Source organism: Ensifer sp. NPDC090286, from assembly GCF_044769565.1.
GTDB lineage: Bacteria > Pseudomonadota > Alphaproteobacteria > Rhizobiales > Rhizobiaceae > Ensifer.
Genome location: NZ_JBIVYF010000003.1, coordinates 350237 through 366503, shown reverse-complemented (window position 1 = coordinate 366503; position 16267 = coordinate 350237). Strand labels below are relative to the sequence as shown.

Here is a 16267-nt window from a genome sequence, read left to right as displayed (position 1 = left end):
GCGACACGCATTCAAGTGGATTTGATGGACATCCGTGTGGCGCAGGCCGGGAACCCGCGTCGGGAGGCTTTGAATGTCCTCGGGGAACGGACGGAGAGATTAACCGTTCACGGCCTTCGGCATCGTCGTTGACGCGCTCTCCATGCGCCCGCCGAAGGCGAGGATGAGATCTTTCAACGACGGTTCGGCAACCCGTGAGGCCGCTTCCCTGTAGTCGACCCATTCGAGCTGCCGGCGCCCTTCCTCGGGGAAGTGCTTGCAGAGATCGTCGACTTCCAGCGCGTGGACCTGCACCTTGACCGAAATCTTCAGCCCGTGGTCCATGCGCTTCTGATAGAGGTAATAGCCGGCGGTCGCCTTCTGCACGTGTCCCTTGACGCCGGCCTCCTCGTAGGCTTCGCGTTCGGCCACTTCATGGGCGCGCTTGCCCTGCATCGGCCATCCCTTGGGGATGACCCAACGGCCGGTATCGCGGCTGGTGATCAGGAGAATTTCGAGGGCCTTGGTCTTCTTGCGGATCCGATAGCAGAGCGCGGCGTACTGCATGCGCGCCGGTCGACGCAGCATCAATTGGACATCGGATGCGAGCCTGTTCAAGAAGTTCAAGGTCGTCTGTGCTCCACTCGGCGAATCAGTGGCTATAATTGCTTTGCCGGCCAGTATGGCAGCGTCCTGCAGCGTGTAAATGTCGCGGCCATTCGGCAGCCGGATATGCGGCTTGCTTTCCGCAGAACTGTGGTCCGGATACGACAGGATATGGTGTTTTCGCGGCATATTTGCAAACCGACCGACAGCCATACGTTGTCTTCGGATCACGATTGGTTGCGTGATGGAACGGTCCGAGATCGCAAGGACGATCGATTGCGACCGGGGGAGGCGGCTGCGGGGTAGAGCCTAGGGCCGGGCCGTCAGTTCGCGCGGTCGCGCTGCTGCATGCGCAGCCGGGCGATACGGTTCCATTCTCCGGTGCGTTCCGCCTCGCGGGTGGCGGCGGCGACGAAGTCGATATGGCTTTGCGAGGCGGCTTTCGCCTTCGCCGGATCCCTTGCCATGATCGCCTCGTAGATCGCTTCGTGCTGCACGAGAAGCCGGTCGCGCGCGCCCGGCGCATCGAACACCGAATTGCGATGGAAGAAGATGCCTTGCTGCAGCAGTCGGTAGCAGGCGCGCAGCGTGTGCAGGAGAATGATGTTGTGGGCGCTTTCGCCGATCGCCTGATGCAGTTCGATGTCGGCTTCGAGTTCGGCATCGAAATCGCCGGCGGCGTGCGCCTTTCGCATGCGCTCGATGATCCGTGTCAGGATGTCCCGGTCGTAATCGGTCGCGCGCGTCGCCGCCAGTTCCGCGGTCAGGCCTTCGAGCTCGCGCCGGTATTCGAGGTAGTCCTGGGTCGCCTTGTGATGGCGCGCGATGAGATCGATCAGTGGCCTGGAAAAGATCTGCCCGACGACGTCGGCGACGAAGGTGCCGCCGCCGTGACGGCTTTCAACGAGGCCGCGCCCCTCCAGTTCCTTCAGCGCCTCGCGCAGGATCGGCCGTGAGACGTCGAAGCGCTTGGAGAGTTCCCGCTCGCCGGGCAAGCGGTCGCCGTCGCGCAACACGCCCTCGAGGATCAGAAGTTCGATTTGCTGCACGACCTCGTCCGCCGTGCGGCTGTGGCTGATACGGGCGAAAAGGTCGATCTGGTCTTCGGTCACGTCTGGTCTCCAGACCAGGAGGATTTCGGTCGGGTTTCGTCCGAAATCGCGAATGGTCGGTTTGCAATGCGGCAAGGGCGGTGGAAGAACGTCGATGCTCGGCGCTCCTCCTGTTAGCGCCGCAATCTAGGCAGGTCGCGCAAAGTGGTCAATTTGATTGTCCACTTGGCTGCGTCCGGTGGGATGCGACTGACAAAAGTCAAACTGCGGCAATGCGTCCTTTGTTCTTTTGCTCTTTCCGTTGATAAGGAAGTTGTGATGAACGCGTGAGGGGGACAAGGCGCTTCATGGCAAAGGGTAGTTTTGCATTTCCGGTGGCGCCGATGCGCGCCGTCGCCTTGGGCGAGGTTCATTCGCGCCCCTACGCGCTGGTGACCACGCCACGGGTGATCTTTCAGCTCGCCTTCCTGACGGATGGCGGCTCGATCGTCGACCATGCGGTGTTGTCGGAGCTTACGCGTGCCCGCGGCATCGCGCCGCCCGGGCGCGACGCCAACCATCACGCCATGCCCTGGGGGCAGGGCACGTTGCGTTGGGAGCGTCACACCGAGTTTTCGACCTATTTCTGGGATGCGCCGGCGCCGGAGCAGTTCGGCGGCGAGGTGCCGATCCATCCCTTCGGCGACGGGTTTTCGCCGCCAGGCTCGCTGATCTCCGGCATCCGCCTGGAGATCCGGCCGGATACGCCCGAGACCCGCGAGGCCATCGGCCTCTTCGACCCAACCAGCCTCTGTTACAGCGAGACCAAGAACGGCCAGGCGGTGATCGTTACCGACTTCCGCCAGAACGGTGACGGCCTGACGCAGATCCTGGTGATCGATTGCGGCATGACGGAAGCCGGCACCGGAGCACTCGTCCAGCGTCTGCTCGATATCGAGACCTACCGGACCCTGGCGATGATGGGCCTGCCGCTTGCGCAGTCGCTGTCGCCGGAAATCCGCCGGACGGAGGACGGGCTGACGGCAGTGACCCAGCGCATGAAGGAAAACGTGCGCGAGGAGGCCGACGACATGCTGGCCGAGATCACCCGGCTTGCAGCCGATCTCGAGGCCGGGGCCGCACTCAGCCTTTACCGCTTCGGCGCCAGCCGCGCCTATTACGGCATCGTCCAGGAACGCATCCGCACGCTCGCGGAAACGCCGGTGCCGGGCTACGAGACCATTGGCACCTTCCTCGAACGACGCCTGGCGCCGGCCATGCGCACCTGTCAGTCGGTTGAGGAGCGCCAGGCCAACCTGTCGCGCAAGCTCGCCCGCGCAACAGCGCTGCTTCGAAGCTGGGTCGATGTCGAGCTTGAGCGCCAGAACAGTGCGCTTTTGAACTCGATGGACCGGCGCGCCAAGTTGCAGCTGCGCCTGCAGCAGACGGTCGAAGGCCTTTCGGTTGCCGCCATTTCCTATTACGTCGTCGGGCTGTTCGGCTATCTCGCCAAGGCGGTCAGCCACGAGCTGCCGATCGATCCCGGTCTGCTGACAGGGCTTGCCGTGCCCTTCGCCGTCGCCGGCGTCTGGTTGATCGTGCGCCGCATCCGGCGGCACCACGAGGACAGCGAGCACAAGTAAGCAATTCCAGCAAAAGTGCGCAGCGGTTTTGCGTCCGGAATTGCGAGAGGCGGGCAATTCCAGCAAAAGTGCGCAGCGGTTTTGCGTCCGGAATTGCGGAAAACAAAAAGCCAGCCTGCTAGGGCTACTGCTCCCAGTAGGGGATCGGTCCATAGAGTTCGGCGAGATAGTCGATGAAGAGGCGCACCTTGGCGGGCAGGAACTGGCGGCTCGGGTAGACCGCCGAGAGCGTCAGCTGCTTCGAGCCTTCCCATTGCGGCAATACCTGTACCAGCTGGCCGCTGCGCAATTCCGGGCCGATATCCCAGGTCGAGCGCAGCGCGATGCCGGCGCCGGCGATGACGGCGGCGCGCACAATCTCCGAGGAGTTGGTGACGAGCGGCCCTTCCGGGTGCCAGACCAGCGCGCCCTCGGGCCCTTCGAGTTTCCAGTTGTCGTTGTTGTGCGCTGGCAGACAGAGGTGGCTGGCGAGGTCGCCGATTTCTTTCGGTGCGCCGTTGCGGGCGATGTAGTCCGGCGAGGCGCAGAGCAGGCGGCGCACGGGGGCAAGCTTGCGGGCGACCAGCGACGAATCCACCAGCTCGCCGATCCGAACCGCCATGTCGAAGCCTTCCGCGACGATGTCCGTGAATTCGTCCGTCAGCACGATATGCAGCTTCAGGTCCGGATGGTCCTTCATGAACGTCGTCAGATGCGGCGCGATGTGCATGCGGCCGAAGGAAGTGGGTGCCGATATCCGCAGCACCCCGAGCGCATGCGACGAGCGGCCCGAGGCGTAGGCTTCCGCCTCCTCGATGCCGGTCAGGATGCCGAGCACCCGGTCGTAAAACCCCTGGCCGGCTTCGGTCAGCGAAATCTGGCGTGTCGTGCGCTGCAACAGGCGCGTTCCGAGCCGGTCTTCGAGCCTCTTGATGCGCTTGGAGATCACAGCTGGGGAAAACCCCAGCGCTCGCCCCGCTGCCGACATACTGCCGGTGGAAACGACCCGTGCAAAAATCTCAAGATCGCCTAAATTCGTCATCAATCGTTGCCATTGTTTCCAAAACGGAAAAGCTCAATAGCATTTGCGAGGCCTCTGTCCTAGTGGTAAAGAAAATGAACCAATCGATACGCGGCGGGAGGAGCTGATGGCGGAGACAATCGGTTTTCTGCAGCCGAAACCGGAGGTTATCGCCCGGCGCCGCGAGATTGTCGCAGACCTCTCGGACCTCTTGCCGGAGGGCTTTCTGATCTGTGACGAGCGCGGACTGAAGCCGTTCGAGACCGATGCCTTCATCGCCTATCGCCGCATTCCGCTGGCGGTCGCCTTGCCGGAAACCACCGAACAGGTGGCGGCTCTTTTGAAATACTGCAGCCGTTACGGCGTTCCGGTCGTGCCGCGCGGCGCCGGCACCTCGCTTTCTGGCGGTGCCATCCCGCAGGAGGATGCGGTCGTCATCGGCCTCTCGAAGATGTCGCGCATCCTCGACGTCGATCTCTTCAACCGCACGGCGACCGTTCAGGCGGGCGTCACCAACCTCAACATTTCCGAGGCGGTTTCCGCTGACGGCTTTTTCTATGCGCCGGATCCGAGCTCGCAGCTCGCCTGCACGATCGGCGGCAATATCGGCATGAATTCCGGCGGTGCCCATTGCCTGAAATACGGCGTCACCACCAACAATCTGCTCGGCGTGAAGATGGTGCTGTTCGATGGCACCGTCGTCGAACTTGGCGGCAAGGCGCTGGATGCGGCGGGCTATGATCTGCTCGGCGTAGTCTGCGGTTCGGAAGGCCAGCTCGGCATCGTCACCGAGGCGACGGTGCGGCTGATCGCCAAGCCGGAGGGAGCCCGCCCGGTGCTCTTCGGCTTCTCGTCTTCGGAAGCGGCCGGCGCCTGCGTCGCCGACGTCATCGGTTCCGGCATCATCCCGGTCGCCATCGAGTTCATGGACAAGCCGGCGATCGAGATCTGCGAAGCCTTCGCCCATGCCGGCTACCCGCTCGATGTCGAGGCGCTTCTTATCGTCGAGGTCGAGGGCTCCGAGCCGGAGATGGATGCTATGCTCGCAAGCATCGTCGCCGTTGCCCGCCGCCACGGGGTTGCGACCATCAAGGAATGCCAGTCGGCCATGGAAGCGGCCGCGATCTGGAAGGGCCGGAAATCCGCCTTCGGCGCCACCGGCCGCATCGCTGACTATATCTGCATGGATGGCACCGTGCCGCTCAGCCAGTTGTCGCATGTGCTCGCCCGCACCGGCGAGATTGTTGCAAGCTACGGTCTGCGCGTCGCCAATGTCTTCCACGCCGGCGACGGCAACATGCATCCGCTGATCCTCTACAACATCAACGATCCGGAGGATGCCGCGCGCGCCGAAGCGGCCGGTAACGATATCCTGAAGCTATGCGTCGATGCGGGCGGCTGCCTGACGGGCGAACACGGCGTCGGCATCGAAAAACGGGATCTCATGCTGCACCAGTACAACCAGATTGACCTTGACCAGCAGATGGCGGCGCGCGCCGCCTTCGATCCGCAATGGATCCTGAACCCGTCCAAGGTCTTCCCGCTTAAAGGGCGTCCCGCCGCATGATCGTGCATTTCGAACCGGCCAGTGAAGAGGGGATTGCGACCGTCGTTCGCGCCATCGCGGCGGACAAGGCGTCGCTCGCGGTGATCGGCGGCAACACGCGCTCCGGCCTCGGCAATCCGGTGCGCGCCGACCGGGTGCTGTCGACCCGCCGTTTGTCCGGCATCGTCAGCTACAACCCGGCCGAAATGACGATCACCGCGCTTGCCGGAACGCCGTTGCGCGAGATCGACGAGGCGCTCGCCGAAAACCGGCAGATGCTCGCCTTCGAACCGATGGATCACCGGCCGATCTTTGCCTCCTCGGGGGAGCCGACGATCGGTGGGGTCTTTGCCGCCAACGTGTCCGGCCCCAGGCGCTATGTCGCCGGTGCGGCCCGCGACAGCCTGCTCGGCATTCGCTTCGTCAACGGCGAGGGTGAGGCGATCAAGGCCGGCGGACGGGTGATGAAGAACGTCACCGGCCTCGATCTGGTCAAGCTTCTGGCCGGCTCGCACGGCACGCTCGGCATCCTCACCGAAGTCACCTTCCGCGTCCTGCCGCTGCCGCCTGCGTCGGAGACCATCGTCGTCTCCGGGCTCAACGATGCGGAGGCTGCGGCGGTCATGGCCGAGGCGATGGCGCAGACGACGGAGGTTTCCGGCGCGGCGCATCTGCCTGAGAGCGTGCGCGGACGGTTCCTGGAGGGCAGCCTTCCGGATGGTGCGGCCACCGTGCTCAGGCTCGAAGGGCTGGAGGCATCTGTCGCGATCAGGGCCGAGAAGCTCATGAAGGCGATCGGTCGCTTCGGCGCAGTGACGCGGCTCGATGCATCGCAGACAGCAAAGCTCTGGGTCGAGATCCGCGACGTCAAACCCTATGCCGATGGTACCAGGAGGTCGCTCTGGCGCGTGTCCGTCGCCCCGTCGCTCGGCCATCAGCTGGTGGCAGCCCTGCGGCTGCAGACGGGCGTCGACGCCTTCTACGACTGGCAGGGCGGTCTCGTGTGGTTGCGCATGGAGGCCGATCCGGAAGCGGAACTGGTGCGCCGCTACATCAAGGTTCTCGGTGGCGGCCACGCGACCCTCGTCAGGGCCGATGATAGTTACCGCCAGGCCATTCCATCGTTTGAACCGCAGCCCTTGCCCGTGGGACAGTTGAGCGAGCGCGTGCGCGCGAAGTTCGACCCGCACCGCATCTTCAATCCCGGCCGTATGGCAGCAATTTCCTAAGCGTCCGCGAGAGGGAGCAGGAGGGACAAACATGAGCGATAATGGTCCGCAGACACCGTTCTCCCGGGAGACCGATCGCTGGCTGGAGCCGGGCAAGATCAATGTTCAGGTGATCTATGTCCTCTATCTCGTCGGGTTTGCGGTGGGCATCACGCCGATCATCGGCGTCGTCATGGCCTATCTCAACCGCGGCAAGGGCGCGCCCTGGGTCCAGACACACTATGTCTGGGCCATCCGGACCTTCTGGATATCGCTGCTGTTCCTGTTGATCTCGTTGTTGCTGACGGTGGTGCTTGTCGGCATCCTCGGCTTCATCGCCACCGCCGTCTGGATCGTCGTGCGCTGCGTCGTCGGCCTGCAAAGGGCCGCGCGTGAGGAACCGATCACCAATCCCGAGGGCTGGATGGTCTAGGCCGGCATGCAACCGGAGGCCGGCAAGGTCGACGGAAGCCGAAAACAGAAAGTTGCAATCGACCGCGGCGCCAAGCGCCCGGTTCCGCAGGACGAAGAGTGGAGTTCGCACTTGCAGACCAATTTTACCGCCGCGCAGCTCGCCGATCCGCACGTGGCCGAATCCGAGGCCATTCTGCGCAAGTGCGTGCATTGCGGCTTCTGCACCGCGACCTGTCCGACCTATGTGACGCTCGGCGACGAGCTCGATAGCCCGCGTGGGCGCATCTATCTGATCAAGGACATGCTGGAAAACGGCCGGGCGGCCGACAAGGAAACGGTCACCCATATCGACCGCTGTCTGTCTTGCCTTGCCTGCACCACCACCTGTCCCTCCGGCGTCGACTACATGCACCTCGTCGATCATGCGCGCGTGCATATCGAAAACACCTATCGCCGTCCGTTCAAGGATCGGCTGGCGCGTTCCGTGCTCGCGGCCGTGCTGCCCTATCCCCAGCGCTTCCGGCTGTCGCTGAAGGCGGCCGGCCTCGCCCGGCCGCTCGCCGGCCTGATGAAGCGTGTAGCCTTCCTGAAGACCTTCGGGGTGATGCTCGACCTGGCGCCGGCGGCCGTGCCGGAGCCCTCGGCATCGGCGACGCCCGGCGTTCATGCACCCAACGACAAGCGTGTCGGCCGCGTGGCGCTTCTGTCCGGCTGCGCCCAGCCGGTGCTGAAACCGGAGATCAACGAGGCGACGATCAGGCTGCTGACGCGGTTCGGCATCGAGGTGGTCGTTTCGGCCGGCGAAGGTTGCTGCGGCGCGCTGGTGCATCACATGGGGCGGGAAAACCAGGCGCTCGATGCCGCGCGCCGCAATGTCGATGCCTGGCTTAAGGTCGCCGACGAGGGCGGGCTCGATGCCATCGTCATCACAGCTTCGGGCTGTGGAACGACGATCAAGGACTACGGCCACATGCTGCGGCTCGATCTTGCCTATGCTGAGAAGGCCGCTCGGGTCTCGGCACTGGCGAAAGACATTACCGAATACCTGGCGACCCTCGACCTACCGGAACAGGAGGCGCGCGGCATGACGCTCACCTATCATTCCGCCTGCTCGATGCAGCACGGGCAGAAGATCACGCTTGCGCCGAAGCAGCTTCTGAAGCGCGCCGGTTTCGCCGTGCGCGATCCGGCCGAGGGCCATCTCTGTTGCGGTTCGGCCGGGACCTACAACATCCTGCAGCCGGAAATCTCGGCAAAGCTGAAGGCGCGCAAGGTCAAGAATATCGAGGCGACGAAGCCGGACGCAATTGCGACCGGCAACATCGGTTGCATCACCCAGATCGCCAGCGGCACCAAAATTCCCATCCTGCATACGGTCGAATTGCTCGACTGGGCCTATGGCGGGGCGAAGCCTCAAGGGCTCTGAGACAAAGAAAAAGCCGGCACCTTTCGGGAGCCGGCCTTTTTTTGGTGGATGTCTCGGCGTTCTCAGCCGCCAAAGATCTGGCGGAAGATATCGACGCCGCGATCGTCGAAATAGGTGTCGCCGGCCTTGCTGCCGGGGCCGATGACGATGACCTTGGTGCCGACGTCGGCGCGGTCGTAGAGATGCTCCACGTCCTCGTTCATCATGCGGATGCAGCCGGACGACATGTTCTGGCCGATGGTCCAGGGCTGGTTGGTGCCGTGGATACGGAAGATCGTGTCGCGGCCGCCCTTGTAGAGATACATGGCGCGGGCGCCGAGCGGGTTGTCGATGCCGCCTTCCTGGGTGATCGGCAGAATGCGGCCCTTGGCGGCTTCGCGGCGGCGCATTTCCGCCGGCGGCGTCCAGGTCGGCCATTCGGCCTTGCGGCCAACCTTCACCACACCCGACCAGCCGAAGCCGTCACGGCCGACGCCGATGCCATAGCGCGTCGCGCGGTTCGGGCCGTCGATGTAATAGAGGAACTTGTTGTTGGTATCGACGATGATGGTGCCGGGGGCTTCGTCGGTGCGGAAGCGAACCTTGGTGCGCCAGTATTGTTTTGCCGGCTTCTTCGGAGTGGCCACGAGTACAACGTCTGACGACTTGACCTTGGGGCCCGCTACGGGCGCCGGCGTGAAAGCCGAGGCGCTGGCGGCCACAAGAATAGTGCTGGTCGCAATCGCGATTGCGACCACTTTGCTGGCATGACGCTTCATTTACGATTCCCTCTAAACCCTCGTTGCAGGCAGGCTATGCAAAATGCATCGAAGTTCAAGCGTGTGATACATCCGGTAGATCAAACGTGATCACAAAACTTGCCTGTCCTCATGCCGCTGTTGCCTGAATATCACGCATCGGCAACAGCAACACGGGTGAGGAGAGGGGAATATTCTATGCTGTGCTGCAATTAAATGACGATAACCTTCGTGCCGACTTTCACGCGCTCGTAAAGGTCGACGACGTCTTCGTTACGCATGCGGATGCAGCCGGAGGAAACGGCATAGCCGATCGTCCAGGGCGCGTTGGTGCCGTGGATGCGGTAGAGCGTCGAGCCGAGATACATGGCGCGGGCGCCGAGCGGATTCTCCGGACCGCCGTCCATGCGCGCCGGCAGGTAGTGGCCCTTGGCGGCTTCGCGGGAAATCATCTCCTGCGGCGGCGTCCAGCTCGGCCATTCCGCCTTGCGGGTGACCTTGTGGGCGCCCGCCCATTCGAAGCCAGGCTTGCCGACACCGACGCCGTAGCGCCGTGCCTCGCCGTTGCCGGTCACCAGATAGAGGAAGCGGTTGTTGGTATCGATGACGATCGTGCCCGGCTTTTCCTTGCTCTCATAGGCGACCGTCTGTGGCAGGTACTGCGGGTCGAACTTCGATTTCACCGGCCGCTGGGCGCGAGTGGCGTTGGCCGGCTGAAGCAGCGGATTGACGACGCGGCGCTTGACCTGCGGCTGCGCCGCCTGTCCCTGCTGATAGTATTGTTTTCGGGTGGCCTGCGGAATCTGCTGCCGGTAGATCACCTGCCGCGCCCGGGGCTGCTGCCCGCCGAGCTGCATCACCCAGGGGGCGGTAAGATCAGGGCTGACGACGACAGGCGGCCTGTTCTGATACCGGTCCTGTGCTGCGGCCGGGCCGGCCACCAGGGTCAGAAGAGAGGCGGCTATAAGAAGAGACTTTTTCAACATCGGACGGACTCGCTACCTTTCGCCGAAAATCACAAAGGGGGCGCAGTCTGACCGAGAGCGGAATGCTCGAACGGACGGGTCGCGCCTTGGCAATGGGGGCGATCGTGTCATTTGGAGGGCGACCGAATGGTAAACGGTGCCTCGTTAAAAGGCGAAGGCGCCGATAAAGCTTTGGGTAGGGTTATCCGCGGCTTTAGGAATCTGGTTTGCAAATGGTAAAGGCATAAAAATGAGCAGGATGGAGCAAAGAGGGCGATGACGGCCAAGGGCGTTGTGATCGGTGAGGACGGATTTCTGCGTTGCGCCTGGCAGGGCAATCTCGACGATTATCGTCGCTACCATGACGAGGAATGGGGGCGCCCGGTCACCGACGACCGCCGCCTGTTCGAGAAAATCTGCCTGGAAGGTTTCCAGTCCGGCCTGTCATGGCTGACGATCCTGCGCAAGCGCGAGGCGTTTCGCGCCGCCTTTGCCGGTTTCGATTTCGACGCGGTCGCAACCTTCGGCGACGCCGAAATCGAGCGTTGCCTTGCCGATACCGGCATCGTGCGTCATCGCGGCAAGATCGTCTCGACCATCAACAATGCGCGCCGCGCCCAGGAGCTGAGGCAGGAGTTCGGTTCGCTGGCGGCTTATTTCTGGTCGTTCGAGCCGCAGGCGGCCGAGCGTCCGCAGGTGGTGACCTATGAGGCGATCGTCGCCAATCCGACGACTCCGACCTCGACCCGCATCTCCAAGGATTTGAAGAAGCGCGGCTGGACCTTCGTCGGCCCGACGACGATCTACGCCTTCATGCAGGCCATGGGCCTCGTCAACGACCACATCGAAGGCTGCCATTGCCGCACAGTCGTCGAGGAGCTGCGCGGCAAGCTTGCAAGGCCCCGGGCCCGCGTCGCCTGACGCGTGCGCCCGTCGTCCGTCTGGCGACGGTTTTTTGCCGATGACAGTGGGATTGCGGGATCAGCCGTCGTTTTTGGCGAGCCACGCCTTCATCGTCTTGATCTCGCCTTCCTGCGCCTTGATGACCTCTTCGGCGAGCTTGCGCAGCGTTTCGTCCTTGCCGTATGCGAGTTCGACCTTCGCCATGTCGATCGCACCTTGGTGATGGGCGATCATGCCGCGCACGAAGTCGACATCCGCCTTGCCGGTATAGGTGATGTCCATGTCCTTGTGCATGCGGGCATTGGCTTCGGCGAAGGCCTTGCTCGAAGGCGAACTGTCGCCCTTCGGCGCCGCGGCTTCGGTCGCGCCATGATGCATGTTGCCGTGTCCGGACTCCTCGGCCAGCGCGGGAAAGCCGAGGCAGGCGGAAAGCGCGAAGGCGGCTATCAGCGGTTTCAGCGACATGGTGTTTCCTTCCTTATCTGATGTCCCGCGCCAAGAGACCGGCCGTGGCCGGCATCCTGGCACTCCATCAATCTAGGGAAGGGGTGTCTGCAGTTTCAACCCGTCCGTTCAGGCGTCAAGCGCCGGGCGCTCGCGTGGAAACGCGAAAATGCCCTGCAGTGTGTTTTCACCGGTGGACGCGTCGAGCGACGATCGGCCGACGCAGAAGAGCTGTGCCGCCTTCAGATTTGGCAAGCGCACGAGTGCCGTGAAGCAGAATGAAGACGGCGACGCGGTTGCCTGCTCGAGGATGTTGAGCACGGTCGCGCGATCCCGGCCGCCACAGGCGCGCACCAGGTCGACGATGCCGCAGGAGCGGGTGGAAGCGCCGAGCAGCGAGGCGGTTCGCTGGCCGAGGTGAAAGACGCCGCTGGCCAGATCGCAGCGCCATGTCTCGACGAAATAGTCGCTTTCATCGAGGTGGTCCATCCAGGCCATATGCGCCCCGAGATGCCCGGGTTGGATGGCTCCCGAGCCAGGTGTCATGAACCTCAACATGATGCCCTTCCTCCCGCCGCGCGGACGTGATGTCTCGTGCCGGAGACCGCCATTGCCGCAAGGCGCTTCGATGCGTTGTTTGCCATTGAAGTGTTTCCCCGATGCAGTCATTGCAGCGAGAAGTCGTTTGTGGGTACTCGGCCCTTGGCCGAGAAGATAGCCGATCACCGGTGCAGCCGGAACGTCGTCGATCGGTCGCGCGATAAACTTTTAGTGATTGCATGCTGTCTAATGCGCCTTGTGGTTGAGGTCAAGTCCTCCCCGGCGCGTCGCGATGGTGCGTGTCGATCCCGATGATGCGAAGCCGACCCGTGCCTGCCTGGCTTGGGCGCAAAGCGCCGGCGTATCGTCCGGGCGAACGCTTTGCGCGGTGCAAAGCCTTGCCGCACCTCGACTGATCCGATAGGGAAAGCAGCCAACACGTGACAGTCCGGAATGCTCCCATGACCGAGAAACAGAAGAAACCGCAGAAGCTCAAGGCGCGTCTTCCGCGCGGCTTCGTCGATCGCTCCGCTGCCGATATCCGCGCGACCGACGAAATGATCGGCAAGATCAGGGCGGTCTACGAGCATTATGGTTTCGATCCGGTCGAAACGCCGCTGTTCGAATATACCGATGCGCTCGGCAAGTTCCTGCCCGACAGCGACCGGCCGAACGAAGGCGTGTTCTCGCTGACCGACGACGACGACCAGTGGCTGTCGCTGCGCTACGACCTGACGGCGCCGCTTGCGCGTCACGTCGCCGAGAATTTCAACGAAATCCAGCTGCCGTTCCGCACCTACCGTGCCGGTTACGTCTTCCGCAACGAGAAGCCCGGTCCCGGCCGCTTCCGCCAGTTCATGCAGTTCGATGCCGACACCGTCGGTGCCGCCGGCGTCCAGGCGGATGCCGAAATGTGCATGATGATGGCCGACACCATGGAAGCCCTCGGCATTGCGCGTGGCGACTACGTGATCCGCGTCAACAACCGCAAGGTACTCGACGGCGTCATGGAAGCGATCGGCCTTGGCGGCGACGACAAGGTGAATGCGCGCCTTACAGTTCTTCGCGCCATCGACAAGCTCGACAAGTTCGGCCCCGAAGGTGTCAGGCTCCTGCTCGGCGAAGGCCGCAAGGATGAGAGCGGCGACTTCACCAAGGGTGCTGGCCTCAATGGCGAGCAGATCGACAAGGTGCTGTTCTTCGTCGGTATCCAGAATTATGCCGAAAGCGCAGACGAACTGGCAGCGCTCGTTTCAGGCACCGCCAAGGGAGGCGAGGGCGTCCAGGAACTCAACACGATCCGCAGCCTGGTCGTCAGTGCCGGCTATGAGGCCGACCGTATCAAGATCGACCCCTCGGTCGTGCGCGGTCTCGAATATTACACCGGCCCGGTCTTCGAGGCCGAGCTGCAGTTTGCCGTCACCAACGAGAAGGGCGAGAAGGTCGTCTTCGGCTCGGTCGGCGGTGGCGGTCGTTACGACGGCCTCGTGTCGCGCTTCATGGGCCAGCCCGTACCGGCAACCGGCTTCTCGATCGGTGTTTCCCGCCTGATGACGGCGCTGAAGAACCTCGGCAAGCTCGGTGCATCTGACGTGCTCGCGCCTGTGGTCGTCTGTGTCATGGACCGCGACATCGAGGCGATGGGCCACTATCAGCGCTTCGTGCAGCAGTTACGCCATGCCGGCATCCGCGCCGAAATGTACCAGGGCAACAAGAAGAACTTTGGCGACCAGCTGAAATATGCCGACCGCCGTGGCTCGCCGCTTGCCATCATCCAGGGCGGCGACGAGCGCGCCGCCGGTGTCGTGCAGATCAAGGATCTGATCGAGGGCAAGCGCCTGTCCGGTGAGATCGAGGACAATGCGGCCTGGCGCGAGGCGCGCGTGGCCCAGGTTTCCGTGCCGACGGCCGAACTGGTCGAGAAGGTGCGCGAGATGCTGGCGGCGCAGGCCGAGGATCGGGCAAGGGGCTGACGGTCATGGCCCTCATCAATCTGCCTGCTTTTGCCGATGCGCTGCTTGCCGACTTCGAAAGCCTCGGCACGCTGCGCGTCGACACCCCGGTGATCCAGCCGGCCGAGCCTTTCCTCGCCATGGCCGGCGAGGATCTGCGCCGCCGTATCTTCATGACCGAGAGCGAGACCGGCGAGAGCCTGTGCCTGCGGCCGGAATTCACCATCCCCGTCTGTCTCCGCCATATCGAGGCGGTCACCGGAACGCCGAAGCGCTATGCCTATCTCGGCGAGGTCTTCCGCCAGCGCCGCGAAGGCGGCAACGAATTCTACCAGGCCGGCATCGAGGATCTGGGCGATACCGACACGGCGGCAGCCGATGCGCGCGCCGTCTCTGACGCCATGCGCATCGTCGCCAACCGGGTGCCGGGACGGTCCCTCAGCGTGACGCTTGGCGACCAGGCGGTGTTTGAAGCCGTCGTCGGCGCCTGTGGCCTGCCGGCCGGCTGGCAGAAGCGGCTGATCCACGCCTTCGGCGACCAGAAGCACCTGCAGAAGCTTCTGACCGAGCTTGCCCATCCGCGGACCGTCGGCGTCTTCGGTCCCGAAGTGGTGCGGCTGTCGATGGACGGTCTGCTCGAGGACGAGGAGCGTCTCGTCGCGCATGTTGCCGCAACGATGGAAGCGACCGGCTATTCGACCAATGCCAGCCGCTCGCCGGAGGACATCGCGCGCCGGCTGAAGGAAAAGATGGAGCTGGCGAACACGCGGCTCGACCGCAAGACGTTGGACCATGTCGCTGCGTTCCTGGCGCTCGACGTGCCGCTTGCCGATGCGCCGGCCGCACTCTTCGCTTTCGCGCAGAAATCCAGCCTCAAGATCGACGATGCGCTCACCCGCTTCGATGCCCGTGTGTCAGCACTTTCCAGGACCGGTGCCGACATCGGCGCCATTCGCTATCGCGCGGCCTTCGGTCGCCCGCTCGACTACTACACTGGCCTTGTTTTCGAGGTCGAGCTTGCCGGCACGCATGCCGTTCTTGCCGGCGGTGGCCGCTTCGACCGGCTGCTGACCCTGCTCGGCGCCCGCGAGCACATCCCGGCCGTTGGCTTCTCGCTCTGGCTCGACCGCATCGAAAAGGCGATTGCCTCTGAAGGAGGCGCTCAATGACCATCACCATCGCGCTGCCGTCCAAGGGACGGATGAAGGATGACGCCTCGGCGATCTTCGAACGCGCCGGCCTGAAGATCGTTGCCGTCGGTAACGACCGCTCCTATCGCGGCCGCGTCGAAGGCGCCGACGACGTTGAGATTGCGTTCCTTTCGGCGTCGGAAATCTCGCGCGAACTCGGCAACGGCTCGATCGATTTCGGCGTGACCGGCGAAGACCTCGTGCGCGAGGGGCTTGCCAACGCCGACGCGCGCGTCGAATTCTGCGCCCGTCTGGGCTTTGGTCATGCCGACGTTGTCGTCGCAGTCCCTGAGGTCTGGTACGACGTCGACACCATGGCCGACCTCGGTGACGTGGCCGCCGATTTCCGCGCCCGCCACGGCCGGCGTCTGGCGATCGCCACGAAATATTGGCGACTGACGCAGAACCATTTCTCGGGCAGCCACGGCATCCAGCTCTACCGCATCGTCGAGAGCCTTGGCGCCACCGAAGGTGCGCCGGCCTCCGGTTCGGCCGACATCATCGTCGACATCACCTCGACCGGTTCGACGCTGAAGGCAAACCACCTGAAGATCCTGACGGACGGCGTGATCCTGCGCTCAGAGGCTTGCCTCGTTCGGGCGCGCAAGGCCGCCCACGACGGCGATCCGGTCGTGGCACGGATTATCGCGGCCGTTCGTAGCGTGCTTTGACGCTGCAAACGG

The 16267-nt window shown here is 63.6% G+C and carries 16 protein-coding genes; 9 read left to right on the top strand and 7 right to left on the bottom strand.

Annotated features, from left to right (window positions below; all coding sequences use genetic code 11):
* Positions 1-99 precede the first annotated feature (99 nt).
* Entirely contained in the window at positions 100-606 is a 507-nt protein-coding gene (locus tag ACIQUG_RS16990) for an NUDIX hydrolase (RefSeq protein ID WP_402323273.1), read from the bottom strand.
* A 302-nt stretch (positions 607-908) separates the two neighbouring features.
* The gene (locus ACIQUG_RS16985) at positions 909-1697 is read right to left on the bottom strand and encodes a FadR/GntR family transcriptional regulator (protein WP_082006058.1); all 789 of its coding nucleotides are present in this window, start codon (positions 1695-1697) and stop codon (positions 909-911) included.
* Between the two features lie 287 nt (positions 1698-1984).
* Between ACIQUG_RS16985 and ACIQUG_RS16980 the strand changes: the two genes are divergently transcribed.
* Complete coding sequence (locus ACIQUG_RS16980) at positions 1985-3259, top strand: DUF3422 family protein (protein ID WP_402323272.1); 1275 nt, start codon at positions 1985-1987, stop codon at positions 3257-3259.
* A gap of 124 nt (positions 3260-3383) precedes the next feature.
* Here the strand turns inward: ACIQUG_RS16980 and ACIQUG_RS16975 are convergent, their stop codons facing one another.
* Complete coding sequence (locus tag ACIQUG_RS16975) at positions 3384-4280, bottom strand: LysR family transcriptional regulator (protein WP_043618328.1); 897 nt, start codon at positions 4278-4280, stop codon at positions 3384-3386.
* A gap of 106 nt (positions 4281-4386) precedes the next feature.
* Here ACIQUG_RS16975 and ACIQUG_RS16970 point away from each other — a divergent pair, with 106 nt between their 5' ends.
* The 4 genes from ACIQUG_RS16970 to glcF all read left to right on the top strand — a co-directional run bounded on the left by ACIQUG_RS16970 (position 4387) and on the right by glcF (position 8853).
* Positions 4387-5826, top strand: coding sequence for an FAD-linked oxidase C-terminal domain-containing protein (locus ACIQUG_RS16970; protein ID WP_402323271.1), 1440 nt, complete (start codon positions 4387-4389; stop codon positions 5824-5826).
* Positions 5823-7034, top strand: a complete 1212-nt coding sequence (gene glcE, locus ACIQUG_RS16965) for a glycolate oxidase subunit GlcE (RefSeq protein ID WP_402323270.1) — start codon at positions 5823-5825, stop codon at positions 7032-7034. The genes ACIQUG_RS16970 and glcE overlap by 4 nt, the downstream gene beginning before the upstream one ends.
* 31 nt (positions 7035-7065) lie before the next feature.
* Positions 7066-7446: a membrane protein gene (locus tag ACIQUG_RS16960; protein ID WP_043618337.1), complete on the top strand. Its 381-nt coding sequence runs from the start codon at positions 7066-7068 to the stop codon at positions 7444-7446.
* 111 nt (positions 7447-7557) lie between these two features.
* Positions 7558-8853, top strand: coding sequence for a glycolate oxidase subunit GlcF (gene glcF, locus ACIQUG_RS16955; protein WP_402323735.1), 1296 nt, complete (start codon positions 7558-7560; stop codon positions 8851-8853).
* A 62-nt stretch (positions 8854-8915) separates the two neighbouring features.
* Here the strand turns inward: glcF and ACIQUG_RS16950 are convergent, their stop codons facing one another.
* Together ACIQUG_RS16950 and ACIQUG_RS16945 are read right to left on the bottom strand one after the other, a co-directional pair.
* Positions 8916-9611 (bottom strand): L,D-transpeptidase, encoded by a 696-nt coding sequence (locus ACIQUG_RS16950; protein ID WP_192447699.1) that lies wholly within the window; start codon positions 9609-9611, stop codon positions 8916-8918.
* A 191-nt stretch (positions 9612-9802) separates the two neighbouring features.
* Positions 9803-10576, bottom strand: coding sequence for a L,D-transpeptidase (locus ACIQUG_RS16945; protein ID WP_043618346.1), 774 nt, complete (start codon positions 10574-10576; stop codon positions 9803-9805).
* Positions 10577-10831: 255 nt separating this feature from the next.
* Between ACIQUG_RS16945 and ACIQUG_RS16940 the strand changes: the two genes are divergently transcribed.
* On the top strand, positions 10832-11476 hold the full coding sequence (locus tag ACIQUG_RS16940) for a DNA-3-methyladenine glycosylase I (protein WP_402323269.1): 645 nt from the start codon (positions 10832-10834) through the stop codon (positions 11474-11476).
* Between the two features lie 60 nt (positions 11477-11536).
* Here the strand turns inward: ACIQUG_RS16940 and ACIQUG_RS16935 are convergent, their stop codons facing one another.
* Together ACIQUG_RS16935 and ACIQUG_RS16930 are read right to left on the bottom strand one after the other, a co-directional pair.
* Positions 11537-11923 carry a DUF305 domain-containing protein gene (locus ACIQUG_RS16935; RefSeq protein WP_402323268.1) on the bottom strand — a complete coding sequence of 129 codons (387 nt, stop codon included), beginning with the start codon at positions 11921-11923 and terminating at the stop codon, positions 11537-11539.
* A gap of 108 nt (positions 11924-12031) precedes the next feature.
* Positions 12032-12460, bottom strand: coding sequence for a hypothetical protein (locus ACIQUG_RS16930; RefSeq protein WP_402323267.1), 429 nt, complete (start codon positions 12458-12460; stop codon positions 12032-12034).
* A gap of 443 nt (positions 12461-12903) precedes the next feature.
* Here ACIQUG_RS16930 and hisS point away from each other — a divergent pair, with 443 nt between their 5' ends.
* Genes hisS through hisG form a run of 3 tightly spaced genes read left to right on the top strand, consistent with a single transcriptional unit; the run spans position 12904 to position 16255 of the window.
* Positions 12904-14415 (top strand): histidine--tRNA ligase, encoded by a 1512-nt coding sequence (gene hisS / locus ACIQUG_RS16925; RefSeq protein WP_402323266.1) that lies wholly within the window; start codon positions 12904-12906, stop codon positions 14413-14415.
* A 5-nt stretch (positions 14416-14420) separates the two neighbouring features.
* Complete coding sequence (locus ACIQUG_RS16920; protein ID WP_402323265.1) at positions 14421-15563, top strand: ATP phosphoribosyltransferase regulatory subunit; 1143 nt, start codon at positions 14421-14423, stop codon at positions 15561-15563.
* The gene (gene hisG / locus ACIQUG_RS16915) at positions 15560-16255 is read left to right on the top strand and encodes an ATP phosphoribosyltransferase (protein ID WP_043618363.1); all 696 of its coding nucleotides are present in this window, start codon (positions 15560-15562) and stop codon (positions 16253-16255) included. Before ACIQUG_RS16920 ends, hisG begins: the two co-directional genes overlap by 4 nt.
* The last annotated feature ends 12 nt before the right edge of the window (positions 16256-16267 follow it).